Source organism: Alkalihalobacillus trypoxylicola (assembly GCF_001590785.1).
Taxonomy (GTDB): Bacteria; Bacillota; Bacilli; order Bacillales; family Bacillaceae_D; genus Alkalihalobacillus; species Alkalihalobacillus trypoxylicola.
Map to the genome: position 1 here is coordinate 43,753 of NZ_LTAO01000001.1, position 20,959 is coordinate 64,711.

Consider the following 20,959-nt stretch of genomic DNA (forward strand, 5'->3'; position numbering starts at 1 on the left):
CCCTATTTCTTTGCTTTTAGCATTCGCTAAGAATAGAAAATAAATCATGTAAGCTGTGTATTTCAAATGTAGGATTAACATCTGTAGCTTTCATTTCTTCACGATTAATCCATACAGATTGAATTCCGGTACGGTTTGCACCTAAAATATCCGTATTTAAATTATCTCCAACCATTAAAACTTCACTAGCAACTAACCCCATTTCCTCTAAAGCGTGTTCAAATATGGAAGGATCGGGTTTACCTTTGCCAAATTGACCTGAAATGATTATTTTCTCAAAAAAAGGAGCGATTTCAGGTGTTATCGTTAATTTAATGTTTTGAAGTTGAGGAGACCCATTCGTTAATAACAAAAGACGGTACTTTCCTTGTAATTTCTCTAAAACAGAATAGCTTTCTTCGTAAACAAAAGGATTTTTCTTCCTTTCTTCTGGAAAGGTTTCGGCTAATGTTTCGGCAAAATCAGCATCTTCAATATGAAAAGCATTAAGTGCTGCTCTCCAAACTCTTTTTTGATAATCTGGAGCGATTTCCTTCATTTTGTTAAAATCGATCCCTTTATCCTCAAATTTCCCCCATAAACCTTCAAAAGGATTAATACCAATCATTTGAGTAAATGGAAAAGTATCATATTGTCCATAAATAGCTTGAGCATTCTTTCTTACTTCTTGTTCAAATAAGTTGACATCTAAATCATATTTTTCCGCTGCTAGAAGGCACGTATTATACAATGCCGTTGCAACACTTTTTTTATCCCAAAGTAATGTATCATCTAAATCAAAAAAAATCGCCTTAATCATACTCTCCACTCCTCAAACATTTTATCTTTACTCCTTAGAGTACAGCTTAATGATGAGTGGGGCAAGTAGATTTAGCGATTTAATTATCTGTTTTAGTAGAGAATTCCCTTCAATTCAATTTCTACCGTTTCAAGAGTTTCAGCTTCTAAAGTTTGCTTTATTTTATTAGCCTTTTTAAAAGCATCTAGCATTCCACGCGCTTGAATGTGATGCTGCTCAGATACCTTTTGATTTTCCTTTGTGAGGCAATAAAGAAAAACATATTGTTTCAATGGACGAACACCTCCGTTAGAATGGATATTACTAGTCATTCTATAATTTCATGTTCTTTTTTTCCATTGATTTTGTAAGATTATATACCGTTTTTCTTAAATAAAAAAATTATTTGACATCAATTGATCATTTATAACAACTTGTTACAAATTTTAATAAATGCAAGGCTTTTTCATATATTTGAATCATTTCATCATTCCTATCCTTAAATGAAAACCGAGCGGTTAGGTTTTGATTTTCACTTTAGGCAGATGCTTTCCCAAGGGCTTGTTTTCAGCTAACTCTGACTATTCAGAGCGTCTTCAGAGTGGATCTTCAAACCGCGCTCACCCTTTGGGAGTCACTACCTACCGTTACAAATCAATAAGATTTTTAACAAACATTCAATAGATATTTTATAATAATACGTTCAGTTTCATTCACTTATAGAGCAATGATGAAATTCACTGATTTAAATATCGTTTGGTACTTGGTGAATATCTTCTTTAAAACACACCCTAATTTGGAACTACTTCTCCTTCTTTGAAATCATGCGAACCTCATAAACTCCACCTGCTATCGATTGAGGTGCTGAAGAAAAGCGGACGGTAACAGAGCTTTTATCATTGGTAAGAGAAATCGGCAACTCATAATCAATAGTAAAAAGCTCACCGGGTTGTTGATGATTTAATTGTTGAGTGGCTATCATTTCTTCCTCAACAAATAGACTGAATTCTCTTTTATACCACTGATTTTGATGTTCTATTGGAGCATCATCTCCACTATAGGTCACCCTTAACATCATTGCTTCCTCCTTTAAAACCTTCATTTCATAGCTAAAGAAACCATCTATACAGTCTCTCCATCCCTTGCGCGCTTTATGGGAATAGCCAGATCTAGAATTATGACTTTTTAAGTGATGTTCTATTTCCGGCTGCTGCTCATGAGGATTTACGACATCAATGGTGATCGCCTTTAATTCATCGGCTTTTTCTTTTTCCTCATCTATAAAATGTTCATACGTATCACGATTCATTAAGGTCCAATAAAGGGTATAACGCTCATGATGTAATTGGTAAAACGGAATGAGCCTCATCGAAAGATTGCCCGGCTGAGCAATAGGAGCTGTCATAAATTCTAAAGGACGACCTTCAATAGGTTGTATCCACTTATTTATGTCATCTTCAGGAGTCACAAGAGTCGGCACTTGAATCAAAGGATGATGATTTAATTTTAAATGATCATCCAGCTGATCACTTTCTGGAAAGTTTTCTCTTCCTAAGGCACCAGCTAAAACGATCGGTCCATATAAAAAAGCTACTTTATTAGGGTCTTGTTTCGTAGACTCTTTATAAAGAGACATATGCCACTTTATTTTTATTTCGTCACCCTGCATCCATTCTCTTTCCAATTTGAGATAGCCTTTCTTAATAAGTCCCTCAACTTCTTGATCATTTATCAATACGGTATACTGACTAGAGCACCAATCTGGAATTCGAACATGTAGAGCTTGACATTCTCTATCCGTTTTTTCCATAATCAATGTCGTTTCGTTACTCTCTGGAAAAAGTGTTTTCTGTTTAATGACCATTTTTCCATCATTTATTGCTAACTCAGAAGAAATAAATAAATTCACAAAAATATCTGAGTTTTTTTGATAGTATATACTGTTGATATAACGTGCTGGATTCTCCATTCCTGTACCTGTACAACACCAAAAAGACTCATCCGGTGTGCAATAAATTTTAAAGTGACCAGGCTCTGTCGGTATAAAGTACGTTTTCATTCCTGTCTCAGGATCCTGTGAAGCTAAAATGTGATTATACAATGCCCTTTCATAAAAATTCATATATTCTGCTTTTTGTTCCCAACTAAAGAGAATTTCTGTGAGCTTTAGCATGTTATACGTATTACAGGTTTCTGCCGTTTGGATACCTAGTTCATTTGTTTTCTCTGGACCAAAATGTTCATCTATACTATTTCCACCAATGACATAAGAGCGGTGCTTAGTCACTTGATTCCAAAAGAAAGTAACCATTTTCTTGTACTGTTCGTCTTTCGTAATATTATAAAGCTTTGCCGCACCGATAAGCTTTGGAATTTGAGTATTAGCATGTCTCCCTTCCAATTCATCGATCCCATCAGCAAGTGGTTCAAGAACCTCTTTATGACAAAAACGAATCGCCAATTGTAAATAGTCTTCCTTTCCTGTTAAAAGATAAAGATCAGCAAAAACTTCATTCATTCCACCATGCTCACAATAGAGCATTTTTTCGAACTGATCATCATCTAAAGCTTTTAGACCGTTTTTTGCCCAGTCTGCTAGTTTAAGAACAACCTCCAAAGCTTGCTTGTTTTGAGTTAAATGATAGGTATCTATTAAACCTGCATAAATTTTGTGAATACTGTACCATGGCACCCAGCCTCCAGCAAGATTAAAACGGCTCACCTCAAATTCGCCCGTAAATACCTTGTCAAAGCATTCTCTTGAAAACCCAGCAATAAACCCTTCACTATCTAATTTTTGGAGTTCAGCTAATTCTGAAATCGCATAATCAAGCTTGTCCTTTAAGGCTTGATCCCTAGTTTGAACATACATACTAGCAGTAGCAGATAACCAATGACCAATGGAATGTCCGCTAATGCCTCTTTTTTCCCATCCTCCATATCGCTCCTTTTTGGCCACCTTTCCAGCCGCTTCAAAGCAAGGAGCTATGAGGCGATCAACATCTAAATATAAAAGATATTCCTTACCTTTTTCCCGTGATTGTTTGAACATTCCATCCAAAAGCTTTACATTCATCACTATTGCCTCCCTATTTATTAGACGTTATATACTTTCTATTATGAAAAAGGAAGGTTATAATTGGAATTCACTAATCAATATAATCCATATCTTTTTTTTGGATTTTCAAGAAGAAGTATAAGCTATAAAAAGGATGAGGTGAAAAAATGAATCAAATTCAAATTTTAGCTAATCAGCTTCCTATAATAAGAGAAATTGGTACCCTTCAAGATTCTAATGGCATACATATTCACCCGAATCGTATAATGGAAAATATCCACGTTTTTGTTTATGTAAAAAGCGGTCATATCCAAGTTATTGAAGAAGAGAAAGAATATCTTTTATCTAGTGGTTGTTTTCTTTTCTTAAAAAAGAACATTCATCATTGGGGCTCGCTCCTCTATTCCCCTAAAACGGAGTGGTACTATATTCACTTTTATGATGGAATGAATCAACCTTCTGAACAATTCCCAGAGTTTACTCATTATCAACAATCTTCGTTAATTTTAGAAGATACGTATTGTTCCAAATTAACCCTTCCAAAACAAGGAAAAGTAAAAAATAAGGAATATACAGAGCGACAGCTAGAAAAATTAGTCGATCTTTTCAATTCTACTCTGCCAATGAGACCACTACATTTATCGATTTCAACAATGGATTTTTTCCTAGAATTATATTCACAAAAAATACAAGAATCACAGCATACAAAGAAAAATCGAATTATTTATAAAGTAATAGAATATTTGAATGAAACTAGTTCTGCAAAGAAAGAAAGTAGAGAAATCGCAGATGCTTTAGGCATGAATTATACGTACCTTTCTTCCCTTTTTAAAAAGGAAACAGGAAAAACCATTACACAATTTCAAAATGAATTACTAGTTGAACGAGCGATGCATATGTTAAGAAAAGAGCCTATACATATAGCTGAGGTTAGCAATGAGCTAGGCTTTAGTAACCCATTTTATTTTAGTCGCGTATTCAAAAAAGTAACTGGGGTATCTCCTTCGACATACTTAAATGAAATTTATCGAAGACCATAAAAAAATGATGCTTGCTAACTAACATGAATTTCCTTATAAGAGGGAAAGTAAAAGGAAGATTGATTTTTAGGAGGCACATAAATATGAATGAAGATAAACGTTTGAATAACCAACTTGCCATTGTCACTGGAGCGAGCTCCGGTATTGGTCGTGCAGCTGCCATTGAATTAGCGAAACAAGGTGTTACTGTCTGTTTATTTGATGTTAAAGAAGAAGCTGCAAAATCTGTTAAAGAGGAAATCGAGCAACTCGGAAGTGAAGCTTTTATTTTTGATGTTGACCTTGCCGACTATGAAAGAATGCAATCTGCCTTTCAAGATATTAAACAAAAATGGGGGAAACTAGACATTCTTTTTGCAAATGGTGGGATTAATGGGGTTTTAGCTCCTATTGAAGATTTAAAACCAGAAGATTGGGACACCACACTGGAAACCAATTTAAAGGGCACTTTTTTATCTGTAAAGTATGCGATTCCTTTAATGAAGCAAAATGGAGGAAGCGTTATTATTACGAGCTCTATTAATGGAAACAGAGTATTCTCAAACTTTGGAATGGCTGCTTACAGCTCTTCAAAATCAGCTCAAGTTGCTTTTGCTAAGATGGCTGCGTTAGAGTTAGCTCAATATAAAATTAGGGTTAATGTTATTTGTCCTGGTGCAGTAGAAACGAATATTGGGAAGAATACGAACAAAACAAAAGACGTTGAAAAAATAGAAATTCCTGTTCAATTTCCTGAAGGGAGTCAGCCTCTAGAGCATAAACCTGCTAAACCCGAACAAATCGCTCAGCTTGTTTCATTTTTAGCCTTTAAACATTCTGATCATATTACAGGGACTGAAATATATATTGACGGTGCTGAATCTCTTCTATAAGGTTGTCAATTTGAGAGTTCTATTGCATACAACAACGACAAAAAGGACCTTTCTTCTAAGCTAAAGAAGGAAGGTCCTGATACTTTTGAAGATTCACGGAATTTCCAGTGTATGAAATGAGATATATTGAAATCCATTTAAAAAAATGAGTATGGTATCACCACATTTGACGCGAAGTGACTTGAAAATGGCTCTCTCGAGGAGCTTAATTGTAAACTCCATTTCCGTCGCTTTTTACTATTTCTAATCTGACTTTATTTCGCGAGGATGCAAAATAGGCTTTTCTATTAATGATACACTTGTTTGCTGTGTACCATCTAACTCTACTATAATCAATTCATTTTTCCCTTCTTTTAAATAAGGTCCCGGTGCATACAAGGTATGCTGTGGGCCTTTTTTTTCCCAATACCTTCCTAAATTGAATCCATTTATAAAAACATTTCCTTTTTTAAAGCCTTTTAAGTCGACAAAAGTGTCAGCTACATCATCAACATGAAAGCTTCCTTTTAGAAATTTGGGGAATCTTTGATCTTCTCCAATATAATTCTTTGGTAAATGCTGAAGCTCAATGCTATACATCTCCCAATTAAACCAATATTGTTCGCCTAACCAAATGTTATGGACTAACCCTTTTTGATCGGTCAAATGCTCTCCATAATTAGCTCTGCCCATATTTTCAACGAAAAGCTCTAAAACATTGTTTTCATTAGGGAAATTTAAGGAAACTTCCTTGTCGAGGTCATTGATGTAAACCGTCTTTTCAAAACGCCCATTGATATAAATATGACAACGATCTCGTATCGAATCCGTCCGAAATGTTAAAGTACCTTTTCGGTTAATATCAGTCCGATATAAAGTATATCCAAAAGACTGATCGAGTGATTCCATTGATAATGGAGTTAAATGCTGTTTCTTTACTCCTATTTCTGAAAGAACATCAAATATACTAACAGATTCAGTCAGTGTAATATCTCCATAAGCGTTCGTTTTTAGCTTACTTACATAATTCTCAGGTGTTTCAATGTATTGACTAAGTATTTTTTTTATTTCTTTATATTTTTCGGTTATTTCGCCATTTTCAGTTAATAAACTATCATAATCATAGCTTGTTATTGTTGGGTAATATTGGTCATAATGATTAGCACCGTTCATAAAACCAAAATTAGTTCCTCCATGAAACATATAAAAATTAACAGAACTGTTTCTGTCCATCAATTCTTCAAAAACTCTAGCTGCCTCTTTCGGGTCTCTTGTATGGTGTTTACCTCCCCAATGGTCAAACCAACCAATCCAAAATTCTGCTACCATTTTGGGAGAGCCCGGTTTATAACCATCAAGCGCTTCGAAGGCTTCCTCTACTTTTGAACCGAAATTAAGTGTTGTAGTCACTTGCTCAAGTGAACCTTGTTTCATAAAGGCAGGTCCATCTGAGGTAAATAAAAAGGTCTCTAGTCCATGTTTTTCATATTGTTGTTTTAGAAAATTTAAATATGCTTCATCGTTACCATAAGCGCCATATTCATTCTCTATTTGCATTGCAATAATCGGTCCACCATTTTGATACAAAAATGGTTTGAACTTTGGTAAAAGTACATCATAATACTCTTCAACATGCTTAAGATATACGGTTTCGCTGCTTCTTAAAATGGTCTCTTGATTTTTTAGAAGCCATGAAGGTAATCCGCCCATTTCCCATTCAGCGCAAATATATGGAGATGGTCTTACGATTAATTTCAATTCTAATTCTTGACAACATTTTATAAATTCTTCGATATTCGCTAAACCAGTAAAATGAAACTGTCCTTTTTTAGGCTCATGGAAATTCCAAGGCACATACGTTTCGACCGTATTCAAGCCTAGAGCACGAAGCTTTAATAATCGGTCTTTCCAATATGCTGGTGGAACTCTAAAATAATGAATTCCTCCTGATAGAATTTGAAACGGTTTTCCATCTAAATAGAACTTTTCTTCTTTGTTAATAAGCATTCTATTCCCCTTCTCCTACAATTGACTTCATAAATGGTTTGTTACCATTCTAACATTTTATGAAACGGATTTCATAGAGTTTATTTCAAAAGGACATAATAATAAAAAGGAGCGTCTTGAAAAAATGGCAGAGACTCTCCTTTTCCTGTAAAAATTATATTTTCATCATAAAATAGAGTGAATTTCATAATGGCTCTATAAGTGAATAAAACCAAACATTCATTATAAAAATGTCTTGAATGTTTGTGAATTTACTTGTTGATTGTAACGGTAGGTAGTGACTCCCAAAGGATGAGCGCAGTGTGAAGATCTACTCTGACGACTCTCTGAATAGTCAGAGTTAGCTGAAGACAAGCCCTTGGGAAAGCATCTACCTAAAGTGAAAATCAAAAACCTAACCGCTCGGTTTTCATTAAAAGATATAAATGATGAAATGGATTCAATAGTCTTTTATTTTTCTAAATCATTGACTATATCTTTTAAGTTCAAAAGCTCTTCTTCAGAAAAGGTTAGTCCTTTTCCCATTTTTTCATGATCCTCTGACCAGTCACGAATATCATATTTTGGTTCACGACCATTCCAGCTAATAAGATTTAATTCTCTTTTCCAGCCTTTTGCATTTTCAGATAATACTCCAACTGTTTTTATGATTTCGTATTTGAATTCTGACATGAAACCATCCTTCCATTCCATTTTTTATCTACTTCACTTACTACTATTAATAGTAGCAATCCTAGTATAAAACCAGCTACAACATCTGTACTATAATGCACACCTAAGTAAATTCGACTTAATCCAATCACAATAATGAGGATCGATAAAAGAAGGATACCGATAAGTCTCCAATGAGATGGTTTAAAAAAACGAAGAAATAATAGGATGATAAAGCCGTATAGTAAAAGTGACATCATGCTGTGATTGCTAGGATAGCTATACCCAAATCCATCATATTGAAGTAATATGTCAGGACGCTCTCTCACAATCGTTATTTTTAATATTCGGTTGAGAATACTCCCTGTAATCATCGTCAGCGATAAAAGCAAAGCCCATTTAAATTTTTTTGTGAACAAAAGAATAATCACGAGCAAAATCGTTAAAATCGTAAGTACACTTGCTGCACCAAATTCTGTTATCGATTCCATAAACGTCCATACGAAGGGCCAATCAAAGAATAAGAGCCAATCAAAGACAATCGTATCAAAAGCAATGGTATCATTCCAAATAACGATAGCACTTAAAATGAGGAAAGTACAAAATAATAGGAAGAACAACAAATAAGAGGGATTTTTGAGGTTCATTATAGTCGTCCTTTTTTTATGATTTTTTAAATAATGTAACATGTTTTATAAAAAAATCAAATAGGACAAATAAAGAGAGAATGTTTAGAGGATTTTAACACTTAGATTCTAAAATCAGGATATGAAATTAAAACTTGAACAATCATATAAAAAGCACCCCTTTCTCTTTTTTTATTTGATTCGACGTTTTAAATCTCTTTCCTGCAAAAATATTTAAAAACTCTCTACAAATCAATGGTAATTTAATAGGACAGTGGTCACTTCCAAATCATTTAGAAACGATTATACAATAATCTCTTCTTTCATTGAAGAGAAAGATAGGAACATCATAGGGAGAGAGGGTTCGGCTATTATTCCTTCTTTAAAATATAAAACGTGTAATTTTGAAACTTTTTTAATACTCATTTCGTAAGCCGTATAAAGGAGGAACAACAATGAAAAAAATAATGACAATATTTATCGTTGTACTCATCTCACTAGGTATAGCAGATGTTTTAAAAGGAGTTATTTTAACATTCCTTTATACGCCGAATTCATTTTCAACTAATGTTATGGAGATGTCGAACCTCCTATCTTACACGATTTCTGCTACAACTGTGACAATCATTCTTTGGAGTGTGTTCAAGCTAAAAAACTTATGGAAAGGTTCTAAATCAATGGTTAAAGTGTCATAAAGTCTTACATAATAGATTGGCACTTCTTGTTAGAAATACTTTTTTAACCTCTTACTAATCAGAATCTAGTTTACACCAATTAGTTAGAAAAATGGCATATAATATCGCACTTTCAAAAACATTTTCTAATTTGATTTTCTCATTAGGAAAATGAGCAAGCTCTGTGATACCTGGACCCATAACGATTGCGGGAATATGTGCGACCTGGCTAAAAAGGCCAGCATCTGTTCCCCACGGTGATGCTTCAATCCTTGGTTTTTTATGATAAAGAGACTCAAAGGAGTCTACCAAAGCTTTCATGAATGGATGGGTCTGTTCAATTTTCCCAGGCAACCAGCTCGCACCAAACCATTCTATGTCAATCGGATATTGTTCAAACCAAGGGTCCTGTAAAAGGGCAGGGCTTAATAGATAGGAGAATTCTTCCTTTGCTTCCTCTATTGTTTCTTCAGGAGAAACACCTAAACGACCTTCTATTTCAAGATAATCTGGAACAGAAGAGGGCCAGTCCCCACCACTGATTTTGCCGACATTAATAGGTATAGGAATGGGAAGATTTTGATACAATGGGTCGTTTATTCTTTGATTACGCCTCATTTCAATTTGTCTAATTTGCTGAATAACCTGCATTGCTTTTTCAATAGCTGAAACTCCTTCATACCTTGTTCCTCCATGAGCCGAGCGTCCTCTTAATTTTAATCTAAACCAAATCGATCCTTGTTGTAAGGGAAATATCTTTTGATTGGTTGGCTCTGGAATTAATACTCCATCGGCTTTATACCCTTCCAAAATGGTAGCTAGAGTACCGGCGCCTCCACATTCCTCGTCTACTACACTTTGAAAGATAACATCTCCTTTAAGAGTTACTTGAATATCAGATAAAAGCTGCAAGGCTAAAAGTAAGGAAATCGTACCTCCTTTCATATCAGTGGCTCCTCTTCCATATATAAACCCATCCTGAAAAACTCCAGAAAATGGATCATCATACCATTGATTTCTTTCTCCAGTAGGAACGACATCAATATGACTATTTAATATAATTGAATTTCCACCTCCACTACCTTTCCATTCCCCTATAATGATAGGACTATTTTCAAACGTATCCCTATTCGACATATAAGAAGGATGTTTTTTTAACACTTTTATATTAGGAATGAAGGAGTTCACCTCTAAACCAATATCACTTATATATTTCTCTATTAGCCTCTGACCGTGCTGCTCATTTAGAAAGGTCGTTGGTACTTGAATGAGCTTTTTTAGCTTTTCTGTATACTCAGCCCTTCTCTTTTCTAATGCTTTTTTTAGTGCGGTAATGAAAGAAGTATCCATTAACTTTACCTCCTCAATATGGTTGGTGAAAGATATAGTGATGCTTCTGTCGATTGAAGAACTTCCTCTAACGAATATGGTAGAAAAATTTCTTTCAGTTCTAAACCTCTTTTCGACACATGTATTACTGCTTTCTCCGTAATAATCATATTGACACACTTCTCAGCTGTTAAGGGCAGCTGGCATCTTTTGACGATTTTTGATTGACCATTTTTGTTTTGATGAGTCATCATTATGATTAGCTTTTTTGCTTTTTGTGCTAATTCTATTGCCCCACCAATTCCAGATACCTTTTTTCCTGGAATAATCCAATTAGCTAAATCTCCTTGTTCACTAACTTCTAAACCTCCTAAAATCGCTACATCGATATAGCCACCACGTATCATAGCAAATGATTGGGTACTGTCAAAAAAAGAACCACCCTTTTGAATGGTCGTTGGCAGTCCTCCTGCATGGCAAATCATTGGATCTTCGTAGCCTTTTTTAGGAGTACTACCCATTCCTAAAATTCCATTTTCAGCTTGAAGCATAATTCCTTTTTCTGGACGAATATAATCCGTGACATAAGAAGGTAAGCCAATTCCTAAATTAACGATACTATTTCTCTGCATTTCTAATTCAGCTCTTTGAGCCATTTTTTTAATTTGCTCTATTCCCAGGCCCATTTCCAATCAACTCCTTTGCTTAAAAGAACATGATTAACAAATATCCCTGGGGTCATAATTTCATTAGGCTGTAGTTCGCCTAATTCAAGAATTTCTTCAGCCTCCACTATCGTTATAGTAGCCGCCATTGCCATGACAGGTGCCGTATTAATTGCTGTTGATTCATAAAATAAATTGCCAAAACGATCACTTTTTTTGGCATATATTAAAGCTATATCAGCCTTTAAAGCCTTCTCTATATATAAAACTTGATCATCTATTTCTATTTTTTCCTTCTCAAGATTTAAGGCTTCAGCGTATTGAATATTGCTTAAAAAAGCAGGTAAGCCAACACCTCCAGCTCGAATTCGTTCCATTAATATACCTTGAGGACAAAACTCAACTTGCAAATCACCTTGGAGCATTTTTTCACCTGCTAAAGGGTTTGAGCCAATATGAGAGGTAATCAATTGTTTAACTTGATTATTAGAAAACAAACGCCCAACCCCTATATCTGGAAATGCTGCATCATTACTGATCATCGTTAAAGAAGACGTACTGGATTGTTTCAATAATTTTAACAGAGTAGGAGGATTTCCTATCCCGCCAAACCCACCGACCATAATGGTTTGACCATGCTTAAATAAACCTCTAATATATTTCTCTGTAGTTTCTTTATTGATCATGACTATCCTCCTCTTCCTTTTTATCAGGAGAAGAAAGCCGTTCAAGAGTTTTTACTATTTTTCTTAATAATAAATTCATTTCAGAATAACTAATGATATAGGGAGGTGCTATTAAAAAGGCATCCCCCCTTACCCCATTTCCTGCTTGAGCTGGATATAATAGAAGTCCTTCCTCCTCAGCTATCTGAAGCAATGTTTCAAGTACTTTATTTTGTCTCGGAAACATTTTTTTCGTCGAACGTTCTTCAACAAGCTCTACACCTATTAAAAGACCTTTTCCTCTAATATCACCAACGATATCGAATGGTTTTAAGAGCTTTGTTAGTTTTGTCATTAAATACTCGCCTTTTTTCTGCACTTGCTTTAGTAATTGTTCATTTTCAATATATTCAAGAACTGCGAAAGCTGTAGCAGTTGATTGAGGATTGGCACTATACGTGTGTCCACTCATTATAAAACCAGAGTTTTTAGCAAGTGTTGAATATAAAGATTCACTTATACAGGCTGCAGCAATTGAAGTAAAACCAGCCCCTAACCCTTTACCAAGAATGATAATATCTGGTTTTACTTGCCAATGGTCAATCGCTAAAAAATCGCCTGTTCTACCAATTCCAGTCATGACCTCATCGGCAATAAATAGTATTTGATGCTTTTCGCATATAGCTGAGATAATCGAGTAATATTCCTTCGGAGGTGTTAAAGCAGCTCCAGCCGCTCCTACAATAGGCTCGGCAATAAAGGCAGCAATATGAGTAGAGCCCATTTTATGAATGACCGTATCTAGCTCATAAGCACACCGCACATTACATTTAGGGTAAGATAATTGAAAAGGGCATCGATAACAATAAGGAGCTTCTAATTGGGGTGACTTTTCAAGAGTTGCTTCAAATCTCTCTCTTCTTTTTCTGTAACCAGACAAGGATAGTGCCCCTCTCGTAATACCATGATAGCTAAACCACCTTGAGAGTATAAATTGTTTAGTTGGTTTGTTTCGGTCTTGCCAATACTGAATCGCCATTTTTATAGCGGTTTCTGTAGCTTCAGAACCACTGTTAACAAAAAATGAATAAAAATCTTCATCAAATGAAAAGAGACCATTTATCTTGGAAGCTAATTGCTCTGATTCATTTGTAGTGAATTGGGAACGATAAACGAAGCTTACTTTATTTGCTTGAGCATTTATCGCTTTTTTGATTTCATTTACATTATGTCCTAAATTTACCGTAATGGCGCCGGAAGAACCATCTAGATAAGCCTTGCCATTTTCATCAAATAAATAAACACCACGACCATGAGTAATTTTTTTGTATCGTTTATTCATCTCTGGTTTGATCAAAAATGACTTTTGCTTCATCACTGTGTGCCTCCTCTGAGGTTATTAAAATGACCTTACCTCTACCGAAAATAATTTCGTTTTAACCACCTAGGACGGCTCATTAACTCCTGATAGGAAATTTGTGAAGGCAATTTTGAAGTATCAATTAACATCAGCTGGTCTTCAATCCCCTCTACAAACTGATCATCCTGGTAGACCATCTGGCAATTCTCACAATGAAGACTGGGTGTTTCCAAAATGATAATAGCTCGATCTCCTGCCGGTAATTCCCAATAAACCGTATGTTTCATTTCTTTGACATTTTGTTCATTACACCATAAACATGTCATCATGACTGACTATCTCCTTCCTCCTTTGCCTTTTTTAACTCTGCTTGGTACTTCTTTTCTTTCAGCTTTTCTCGTATTTCTCTTTTATCCTTAAGAGTGCTACGCTCTGGATTTTTCTCAAATAAATCTCGGCGCTCCAATCGTTCTAATCCTTTTGGTAAAATCGTCGTTTTTCCCCCGGTTAAAAGCGCTGCGATCCCTTCCTGTGCTTTTTCATTCTTTGAGACTGGATAGACCGTTTCAAAATAAGGATCTGCAGCATTAGCATTATAGTCCTTTGGCTCTGGATATGCCGAAATAACTCCTTCATAATTTCTGATTACGACCATATCCGCACTTTGAGATAAAATGTAATTTGGTTGTAAAGTAATTTTTCCACCACCACCAGGAGCATCAACTACAAATTGTGGATTCGCATAACCTGATGTATGACCTCTTAATCCTTCAATAATTTCTAGCCCTTTTGAAATCGGTGCACGAAAATGACTAATTCCCTCTGATAAATCACATTGATAAATGTAATAAGGTCTGACCCTCATCTTTACTAAATCATGCATTAACTTTTTCATAATCCGAACACTATCATTAATTCCAGCTAAAATGACGGCTTGGTTTCCAACAGGTACACCAGCATTTATTAATTTTTCACAAGCAGCCTTCGCTTCCTCCGTAATTTCAATCGAGGTATTAAAATGAGTATTTAGCCAAACAGGATGATATTTCTTTAAAATATCGCATAGTTGATCGGTAATACGTTGAGGAAAGACTACAGGAGCCCTTGTTCCAATTCGTATAATTTCTACATGGTCAATAGCTCTTAAGTTCTTTAATATATATTCAAGGATATGGTCATTAATTAACAGACCATCTCCTCCCGAAATTAACACATCTCTTACTTGTGGAGTGTTTTGAATATATTCAATGGCAGAATCTAACTGTTTTTTTGGAACACCCATTCCTATTTGACCGGAAAATCTCCTTCTCGTACAATACCGACAATACATGGAGCATTGATTGGTCACTAGAAATAAAACGCGGTCAGGGTAACGGTGTGTCAATCCTAATACGGGTGAATCTTCATCTTCTTCTAAAGGATCCTCTAAATCATATTTTGATTTGTTTAGCTCGGAGTCAATGGGAACGGATTGTTTTCTGATTGGACAATCTGGGTTATCTGGATTCATCAAGGATGCATAATAGGGGGTAATATTTAGTGGGATGGTTTTGGTGGCGATTTGTACACCTCTTTCTTCTTCAGGAGTTAAATTAATCACCTTCTTTAAATCCTTTAACGTTCTAATCGTGTGTGTAAGCTGCCAAAGCCAGTCATCCCACTGCTCTTGACTTACGTCTTTCCATAATTCAACCTCCTGCCAATGTCTATTGGGTTTGTAAACGAAATTTTTCATGATATTCGCCTCCTCTTCCTTTCAATATTTATATGCAATAAACTTGGCTAAGGAAAAAAGAAGCGAATGAATACTTAATTATTTTTTTGGTTTTTTACCCATACATTTAAATTTTCATAATCACCAAACATGATACAATTAGCACCCATTCTTCCCTTGTAATCATAGTGTAATTGATAAAATGCTTGATTCATCCCAAAGGAACCTGCTCTTGCAAGAGAGTATAAATAGTAGATGTTTCGTTTTTTTAAATCGTTCTCAATATACGGAATCAATTGCTTCATTAGTCCGTGATTACGAAAATGAACGGAGGTTGCACAATCTGTAATTTCAGCATGATGATAGGTTTGGTTAATATCAGCTGAAGCTGCACAAAGAATTGCATCATTTTTTTTGATCACATAAAAGGAATTGCCTGATTTTAAGGATTTTAATATATAGTCTGGATCGTGAATAGGAACAGGGTAGCTTTCAAAAATACCTTGATAAAAGCTTGCTAATTGATCAGCCTCTTTATCTGACACTACTTTTATCTGATGAACCTCTTTTTTTTCTGCAAGAGATTTTATAGGCTTACTTCTAACTTTTTCTAGTAAATCGTCTTCTGATACCCAATTTCCCTTATTCTTTCTTTCGTTTAGAACATATTTACACATTGCGAAATTATCAATGCCATTAAAAAAACCACTAAATATAGCCTCTAATTGAAACCCAGCTTCTACTAGTTCCTCCCATTGATTTGGCCTGCTATAAATAATCAGCTTTTCATATTGAAATGCTGATAACTCAGAACGTAACGCATCGAATAAATCGTTTACAGAACCTGAAAATTCATCGACACGAATTCTTTTGTTAAAACAATCTAAATAAAGTTGTGCCTGTAACGTTTCTGTCTGTATCATTTTGTTCTTATAAGTATCTGGCATAATTTCCTCCTAAAAATCAATCAAAAGAATGTTATTCTATTATATGGTTGATGAGCTTTTCCTTATGTTGAAAGTTTCGTTTACATGAAAGAAAAAAGTGAGGGACATTACTCATGAATGAAGTACACCACACATGGTAAATACTCCATTATTCTTACCAAAAGCCACAGAAGTCTGGTCGGGTTTCAGCGAACGAACTTTTTTAAAAGGTGAATTTCAGTATAGGAGCTTCATCCATCTGGAGTCTGCGTGCCTTGTGTCCGCTAGATTTCACCTTTCATAAAGGAACAAATCCAAAAGGACCCACCTTCTTTTGGTAAGAAGGAAGGTCCTTTCGTCATTTGTGAATGCATCCACTACACATCATTTCATGTTTCGCTACATGAGCTATTTAAAACAGCTTTTATCCAAGCCTCTTTTGTTTCGTTATTAGTCTAAAACTGGCTTAGCATAGATGATATATCGGTCTGGTGCTGGTCCGATAAAGTTAAACGGATAACAGGTAGATAATGTTAGAATTTCGTCAGGTGCTGTTGAGCGGATAACCGTTGTATCATCCTCAGGAACAATTTCAGAATCATACATTTCATATGTAAAAGTTCCATAAGGCATTTCAACAATAAATTGATCACCATTTTCAAGCTCTCCAAAACCTCTAAAAACAGAGTCTCGATGACCAGATAATAAAACTTGGTCACCTTGTCCTGGAAGTACGGTTGTTTTGTAATGACCGACTCCACGATCCAGCTCCTCTTCTTCTGTTCCTGAAATAATCGGCAGATCTTTTTCTAACTTAGGAATCTTCAATAAGCCGATGACATCACCATCTGATATATCCATGGAATCAGGTCCTTCAACCGTGTGGTCCCCATCCATAGCTAATACTTGATTAGCTTCTGCTAATGATTGTTTTTGCTTCTGGCTAGATTGAAAAATTTCATAACCTCCATAGGCTAGAAAAACGAGACCAACAATCATTATAAGGTAAGCAACATATTTCATAATGGACCCTCCTTAACTTGCTGAATGCTCATCAAATTGACTTTGATAAAGCTCTGCATAAAAACCTTCTTTGTCTAACAATTGCTGATGAGAACCTTTTTCTACAATATCTCCCTTATTTAAAACTAAAATTAAATCTGCGTCTTTTATTGTTGAAAGTCTATGTGCAATTACAAAGCTAGTTCGACCGATCATCATATCCTTCATCGCGTGTTGTATGTTCATTTCTGTCCTTGTATCCACACTACTTGTCGCTTCATCTAAGATTAGTATTTTCGGTTCTGATAAAATAGCTCTTGCTATTGTTAATAACTGCCTCTGACCTTGTGAAATATTGGAAGCATCTTCAGATAAAATTGTATCATACCCATCAGGTAATGTCCTTATAAAATCATCCGCAAATGCTTTTTTTGCCGCTGCCACTACTTCTTCTTTAGTAGCGCCCTCTTTTCCGTAGGCAATATTATCATAAATTGTCCCTTTAAATAACCATGTATCCTGAAGAACCATTGCAAATAATGAACGCGCCTGCTTACGACTAAGCTCCTGTAACGAGACTCCATCTACTTTTATACTTCCTTCATTCACTTCATAAAAACGCAATAATAAATTAATTAATGTTGTTTTTCCGGCACCAGTCGGTCCAACTATCGCAATCGTTTGTCCAGAACTTACATCTAGTGAAAAAGGATTAATGACCGGTTTGTCAGGTTCATAACCAAAAGTAATCCTATGAAATTCTACAGAGGATGCTAAGTGACTTAACTCAACATTAGCTTCATCTTCTTGAATTTCCTCCTCTTCATCTAGTAATTCAAAGATTCGTTCTGCTGAAGCTAATGCAGTTTGAATTAAATTGGCCACACTAGCCACTTGAGTCATCGGTTGAGAGATTTGTTGAGTATATTGAATAAACGCTTGTACATCACCAATTCTAATTGAATTGTTAATAACAAGTAACCCTCCAACTATACTAACTAGAATATATCCTATATTAGATACAAACATCATAAGTGGCATCATGAGACCTGATATAAACTGAGATCGCCAACCTGTTTGATAAAGTTTTTCATTAATAACATTAAAATCTTCAATCGCCTTTTCTTCTTGACCATAAGCTTTTACAACTTGATGTCCACTAAATATCTCCTCAACATGGCCATTAATGGCACCTAACTCTTTTTGTTGTTGCACGAAATACTTTTGTGACATTTTAGCTATTAGCCGGATGACAAGTAAGCTTAAAGGAATGGTCACTAAAATAACCAAAGATAAAAGTGGACTAATGATAAGCATCATCAAAATAATTCCAATAATCGTTATGACAGATGTAATAATTTGCGTTAATGCTTGCTGAAGAGAGTTGTTTATATTATCAATATCATTAACCGCTCTTGATAATAAATCCCCTGTTGAATGCTTATCAAAATAAGATAATGGCAAGCGAGTAAATTTTTCTTTTACTTCCTTACGTATACCTGCTACTATTCTTTGCGATATTCCTGCCATGATAAATTGTTGTATAAAGCTAAAAAAGCTTGCTAGCACGTATAAGCCCATTAGGAAAATTAAAAGCTTAGCTAAAAAAGTAAAATCAACCGGTAGTCCAGAAGTAAAACTATCAAATATAGAAGAGGTAGCATCCCCTAATATTTTTGGACTGACAACATTAAATAAAGTAGCAAAAACAGAGGCTAAAATCACCAATAAAATCGCCCATTTTTGCGGTTTTAAATAAGAAAATAACCTTCTGAAGGTTTTCTTGAAATCTTTTGGCTTTTCCGCCATCATCATCGGTCCATGATGAGAAGGACCTGGTCTGTGCTTACTATTCGTAGTAGATTCTTTACTCATTACGCACTCTCCTCCTCTGATGATTGAGAGCGAACAATTTCTTGATAAATTATATTATCTACTAGCAGCTCTTCGTGAGTACCTTTCCCAACCATTTTTCCTTCATTTATCACGATGATTTGATCAGCATCTTTTATACTGCTTACTCGCTGAGCAACGACAATAAAAGTAGAATTTTTTAAATGAGTTTTTAATTCTTTTCTTAATCTCGCATCCGTTTTATAGTCTAGTGCAGAAAAGCTATCATCGAATAAATAAATACTTGCTTTTCTTAGTATCGCTCTAGCAATTGAAAGCCTTTGTTTTTGACCACCTGATAAATTAGCACCTGATTTATCAATGACACTATTCAATCCATCTTCTTTCTCCATGACAAAATCATATGCTTGGGCTATTTTTAAGGCCTCTTTAATTTCTTCGTCTGTTGCGTCTTTTTTACCCACTCTCATATTTTCGGCAACGGTACCCGTAAATAAGGTAGCTTTTTGAGGAACAAAGCCAATTTGCTTTCTTAGGGCTTCTTGTTTAATGGAACGAACATCGACTCCATCTATTGAAACACTTCCAGCTTCAACATCAAAAAAACGAGGGATTAGATGTAATAATGTCGATTTTCCGGATCCGGTACTTCCAATTATAGCGGTCATCTTTCCTGGCTTCGCCTCAAAGTCAATCTGTTCGAGTACTAACTTTTCGGCATTTTCAAAGCGAAAGTTGACAGAGTCAAAGGTAACGACACCTGAAGAAGAAAATGTTTTCTTCGTAGAGTTCGAGTCTTGGTCTACAATAGAAGGCTTCATATTTAATACTTCGTTAATTCTTTTAGCTGAGGCCTGCGCTCTCGGAATCATGATAAAACCAAATGAAAGCATAATTAGTGACATTAAAATCATCATCGCATATTGTATAAAGGCGATTAAGTTACCAACCTCCATCAGCCCTTGCTCAATTCTAATGGCACCAAACCAAACAATTGCTACATTTGTAAAGTTCATAATGAGCATCATTAATGGAAAAAGAAATGACATGATTTGATTAACTCGAATTCCCGTATCACGAAATTCTTCATTAGCTGAGTTAAATCTCTTTTGTTCCGTTTCTTCTCTGTTGAATGCTCGTATGACTCTGATTCCGTTTAAATTTTCTCGCAAAATCAAATTTAATCGATCTGTTTTCTGTTGTAAAACAGAAAACAAAGGAATGGCTTTTTTACTAATAAAAAAAATCGTTATAGCTAATACTGGTAACGCTCCTAAAAATATTAAAGATAGGCCAGCATCACGAGAAACAGCTAAAATAATCCCACCAATTAACATTAATGGCGCTCTTGTCATCATTCTTAACATCATATTCATAACATCTTGCACTTGTTTAACATCGTTAGTCGTTCTCGTTATAAGAGAAGCAGCCCCAATTCTTTCATATTCTTCAACCGACAGCTTTTCAACATGCACAAATAATGATTTACGAATATCTTTCCCAAAACCAAGTGCCACTCTAGTAGCGAAAAATGAGGAAGTTATCGACAGTAGAATAGCTAAAATCGAACAGACGAGCATCCATCCACCCATTTGAAGCATATACGGCACATCTTCATTTACAATTCCAATATCCACTACTTGGGCCATTAAAGTTGGTAACAATAACTCTAATAAACTCCCTAATAATGTTAGGATTAAAACTAAGACAATGAACCAGCGATATTGAGTTAAATACTTTAATATACTTCTCATTTACT

Annotated in this window: 19 protein-coding genes; 3 read left to right on the top strand and 16 right to left on the bottom strand. The window is 35.2% G+C overall.

The window, feature by feature from the left end:
• Positions 1 to 16: 16 nt before the first annotated feature.
• The 3 genes from AZF04_RS00185 to AZF04_RS00195 form a co-directional block, all read right to left on the bottom strand.
• Positions 17 to 799 carry an HAD family hydrolase gene (locus AZF04_RS00185; protein ID WP_061947040.1) on the bottom strand — a complete coding sequence of 261 codons (783 nt, stop codon included), beginning with the start codon at positions 797 to 799 and terminating at the stop codon, positions 17 to 19.
• Positions 800 to 891: 92 nt separating this feature from the next.
• Positions 892 to 1,071, bottom strand: a complete 180-nt coding sequence (locus AZF04_RS00190) for a hypothetical protein (protein ID WP_045481888.1) — start codon at positions 1,069 to 1,071, stop codon at positions 892 to 894.
• A gap of 509 nt (positions 1,072 to 1,580) precedes the next feature.
• Positions 1,581 to 3,854, bottom strand: coding sequence for a glycoside hydrolase family 127 protein (locus tag AZF04_RS00195; protein ID WP_235599891.1), 2,274 nt, complete (start codon positions 3,852 to 3,854; stop codon positions 1,581 to 1,583).
• Between the two features lie 149 nt (positions 3,855 to 4,003).
• Between AZF04_RS00195 and AZF04_RS00200 the strand changes: the two genes are divergently transcribed.
• Positions 4,004 to 4,876: a helix-turn-helix domain-containing protein gene (locus tag AZF04_RS00200; RefSeq protein ID WP_061947044.1), complete on the top strand. Its 873-nt coding sequence runs from the start codon at positions 4,004 to 4,006 to the stop codon at positions 4,874 to 4,876.
• A gap of 83 nt (positions 4,877 to 4,959) precedes the next feature.
• A complete protein-coding gene (locus AZF04_RS00205) occupies positions 4,960 to 5,748 on the top strand; it encodes an SDR family oxidoreductase (RefSeq protein WP_061947046.1) in 789 nt (262 codons plus the stop codon).
• A gap of 243 nt (positions 5,749 to 5,991) precedes the next feature.
• On the opposite strand, the gene AZF04_RS00210 is transcribed toward AZF04_RS00205, so the two are convergent.
• The 3 genes from AZF04_RS00210 to AZF04_RS00220 all read right to left on the bottom strand — a co-directional run bounded on the left by AZF04_RS00210 (position 5,992) and on the right by AZF04_RS00220 (position 9,032).
• Complete coding sequence (locus tag AZF04_RS00210; RefSeq protein ID WP_061947048.1) at positions 5,992 to 7,734, bottom strand: glycoside hydrolase family 35 protein; 1,743 nt, start codon at positions 7,732 to 7,734, stop codon at positions 5,992 to 5,994.
• Between the two features lie 450 nt (positions 7,735 to 8,184).
• Positions 8,185 to 8,406 carry a YdbC family protein gene (locus tag AZF04_RS00215; protein WP_061947050.1) on the bottom strand — a complete coding sequence of 74 codons (222 nt, stop codon included), beginning with the start codon at positions 8,404 to 8,406 and terminating at the stop codon, positions 8,185 to 8,187.
• The gene (locus AZF04_RS00220) at positions 8,379 to 9,032 is read right to left on the bottom strand and encodes a phosphatase PAP2 family protein (protein WP_061947052.1); all 654 of its coding nucleotides are present in this window, start codon (positions 9,030 to 9,032) and stop codon (positions 8,379 to 8,381) included. The genes AZF04_RS00215 and AZF04_RS00220 overlap by 28 nt, the downstream gene beginning before the upstream one ends.
• Before the next feature lie 434 nt (positions 9,033 to 9,466).
• Here AZF04_RS00220 and AZF04_RS00225 point away from each other — a divergent pair, with 434 nt between their 5' ends.
• Entirely contained in the window at positions 9,467 to 9,706 is a 240-nt protein-coding gene (locus AZF04_RS00225; RefSeq protein WP_061947054.1) for a hypothetical protein, read from the top strand.
• Between the two features lie 54 nt (positions 9,707 to 9,760).
• Here the strand turns inward: AZF04_RS00225 and AZF04_RS00230 are convergent, their stop codons facing one another.
• The 10 genes from AZF04_RS00230 to AZF04_RS00275 all read right to left on the bottom strand — a co-directional run bounded on the left by AZF04_RS00230 (position 9,761) and on the right by AZF04_RS00275 (position 20,954).
• Complete coding sequence (locus AZF04_RS00230; RefSeq protein ID WP_061947056.1) at positions 9,761 to 11,035, bottom strand: peptidase; 1,275 nt, start codon at positions 11,033 to 11,035, stop codon at positions 9,761 to 9,763.
• A 5-nt stretch (positions 11,036 to 11,040) separates the two neighbouring features.
• Positions 11,041 to 11,700 carry a 3-oxoacid CoA-transferase subunit B gene (locus AZF04_RS00235; protein WP_061947058.1) on the bottom strand — a complete coding sequence of 220 codons (660 nt, stop codon included), beginning with the start codon at positions 11,698 to 11,700 and terminating at the stop codon, positions 11,041 to 11,043.
• The gene (locus AZF04_RS00240; RefSeq protein WP_061947060.1) at positions 11,685 to 12,365 is read right to left on the bottom strand and encodes a 3-oxoacid CoA-transferase subunit A; all 681 of its coding nucleotides are present in this window, start codon (positions 12,363 to 12,365) and stop codon (positions 11,685 to 11,687) included. Before AZF04_RS00240 ends, AZF04_RS00235 begins: the two co-directional genes overlap by 16 nt.
• Positions 12,355 to 13,719 (bottom strand): aspartate aminotransferase family protein, encoded by a 1,365-nt coding sequence (locus AZF04_RS00245; protein WP_061947062.1) that lies wholly within the window; start codon positions 13,717 to 13,719, stop codon positions 12,355 to 12,357. The genes AZF04_RS00240 and AZF04_RS00245 overlap by 11 nt, the downstream gene beginning before the upstream one ends.
• 41 nt (positions 13,720 to 13,760) lie before the next feature.
• On the bottom strand, positions 13,761 to 14,033 hold the full coding sequence (locus AZF04_RS00250; protein WP_412459184.1) for a YokU family protein: 273 nt from the start codon (positions 14,031 to 14,033) through the stop codon (positions 13,761 to 13,763).
• On the bottom strand, positions 14,030 to 15,439 hold the full coding sequence (kamA, locus tag AZF04_RS00255; protein WP_061947063.1) for a lysine 2,3-aminomutase: 1,410 nt from the start codon (positions 15,437 to 15,439) through the stop codon (positions 14,030 to 14,032). Before kamA ends, AZF04_RS00250 begins: the two co-directional genes overlap by 4 nt.
• Before the next feature lie 74 nt (positions 15,440 to 15,513).
• Entirely contained in the window at positions 15,514 to 16,365 is an 852-nt protein-coding gene (gene ablB, locus AZF04_RS00260; RefSeq protein ID WP_061947064.1) for a putative beta-lysine N-acetyltransferase, read from the bottom strand.
• A gap of 429 nt (positions 16,366 to 16,794) precedes the next feature.
• Positions 16,795 to 17,367, bottom strand: a complete 573-nt coding sequence (locus AZF04_RS00265) for a class D sortase (protein WP_045481843.1) — start codon at positions 17,365 to 17,367, stop codon at positions 16,795 to 16,797.
• A 12-nt stretch (positions 17,368 to 17,379) separates the two neighbouring features.
• Entirely contained in the window at positions 17,380 to 19,221 is a 1,842-nt protein-coding gene (locus AZF04_RS00270; protein WP_061947065.1) for an ABC transporter ATP-binding protein, read from the bottom strand.
• Positions 19,221 to 20,954, bottom strand: a complete 1,734-nt coding sequence (locus tag AZF04_RS00275) for an ABC transporter ATP-binding protein (protein ID WP_061947066.1) — start codon at positions 20,952 to 20,954, stop codon at positions 19,221 to 19,223. Before AZF04_RS00275 ends, AZF04_RS00270 begins: the two co-directional genes overlap by 1 nt.
• Positions 20,955 to 20,959 lie beyond the last annotated feature (5 nt).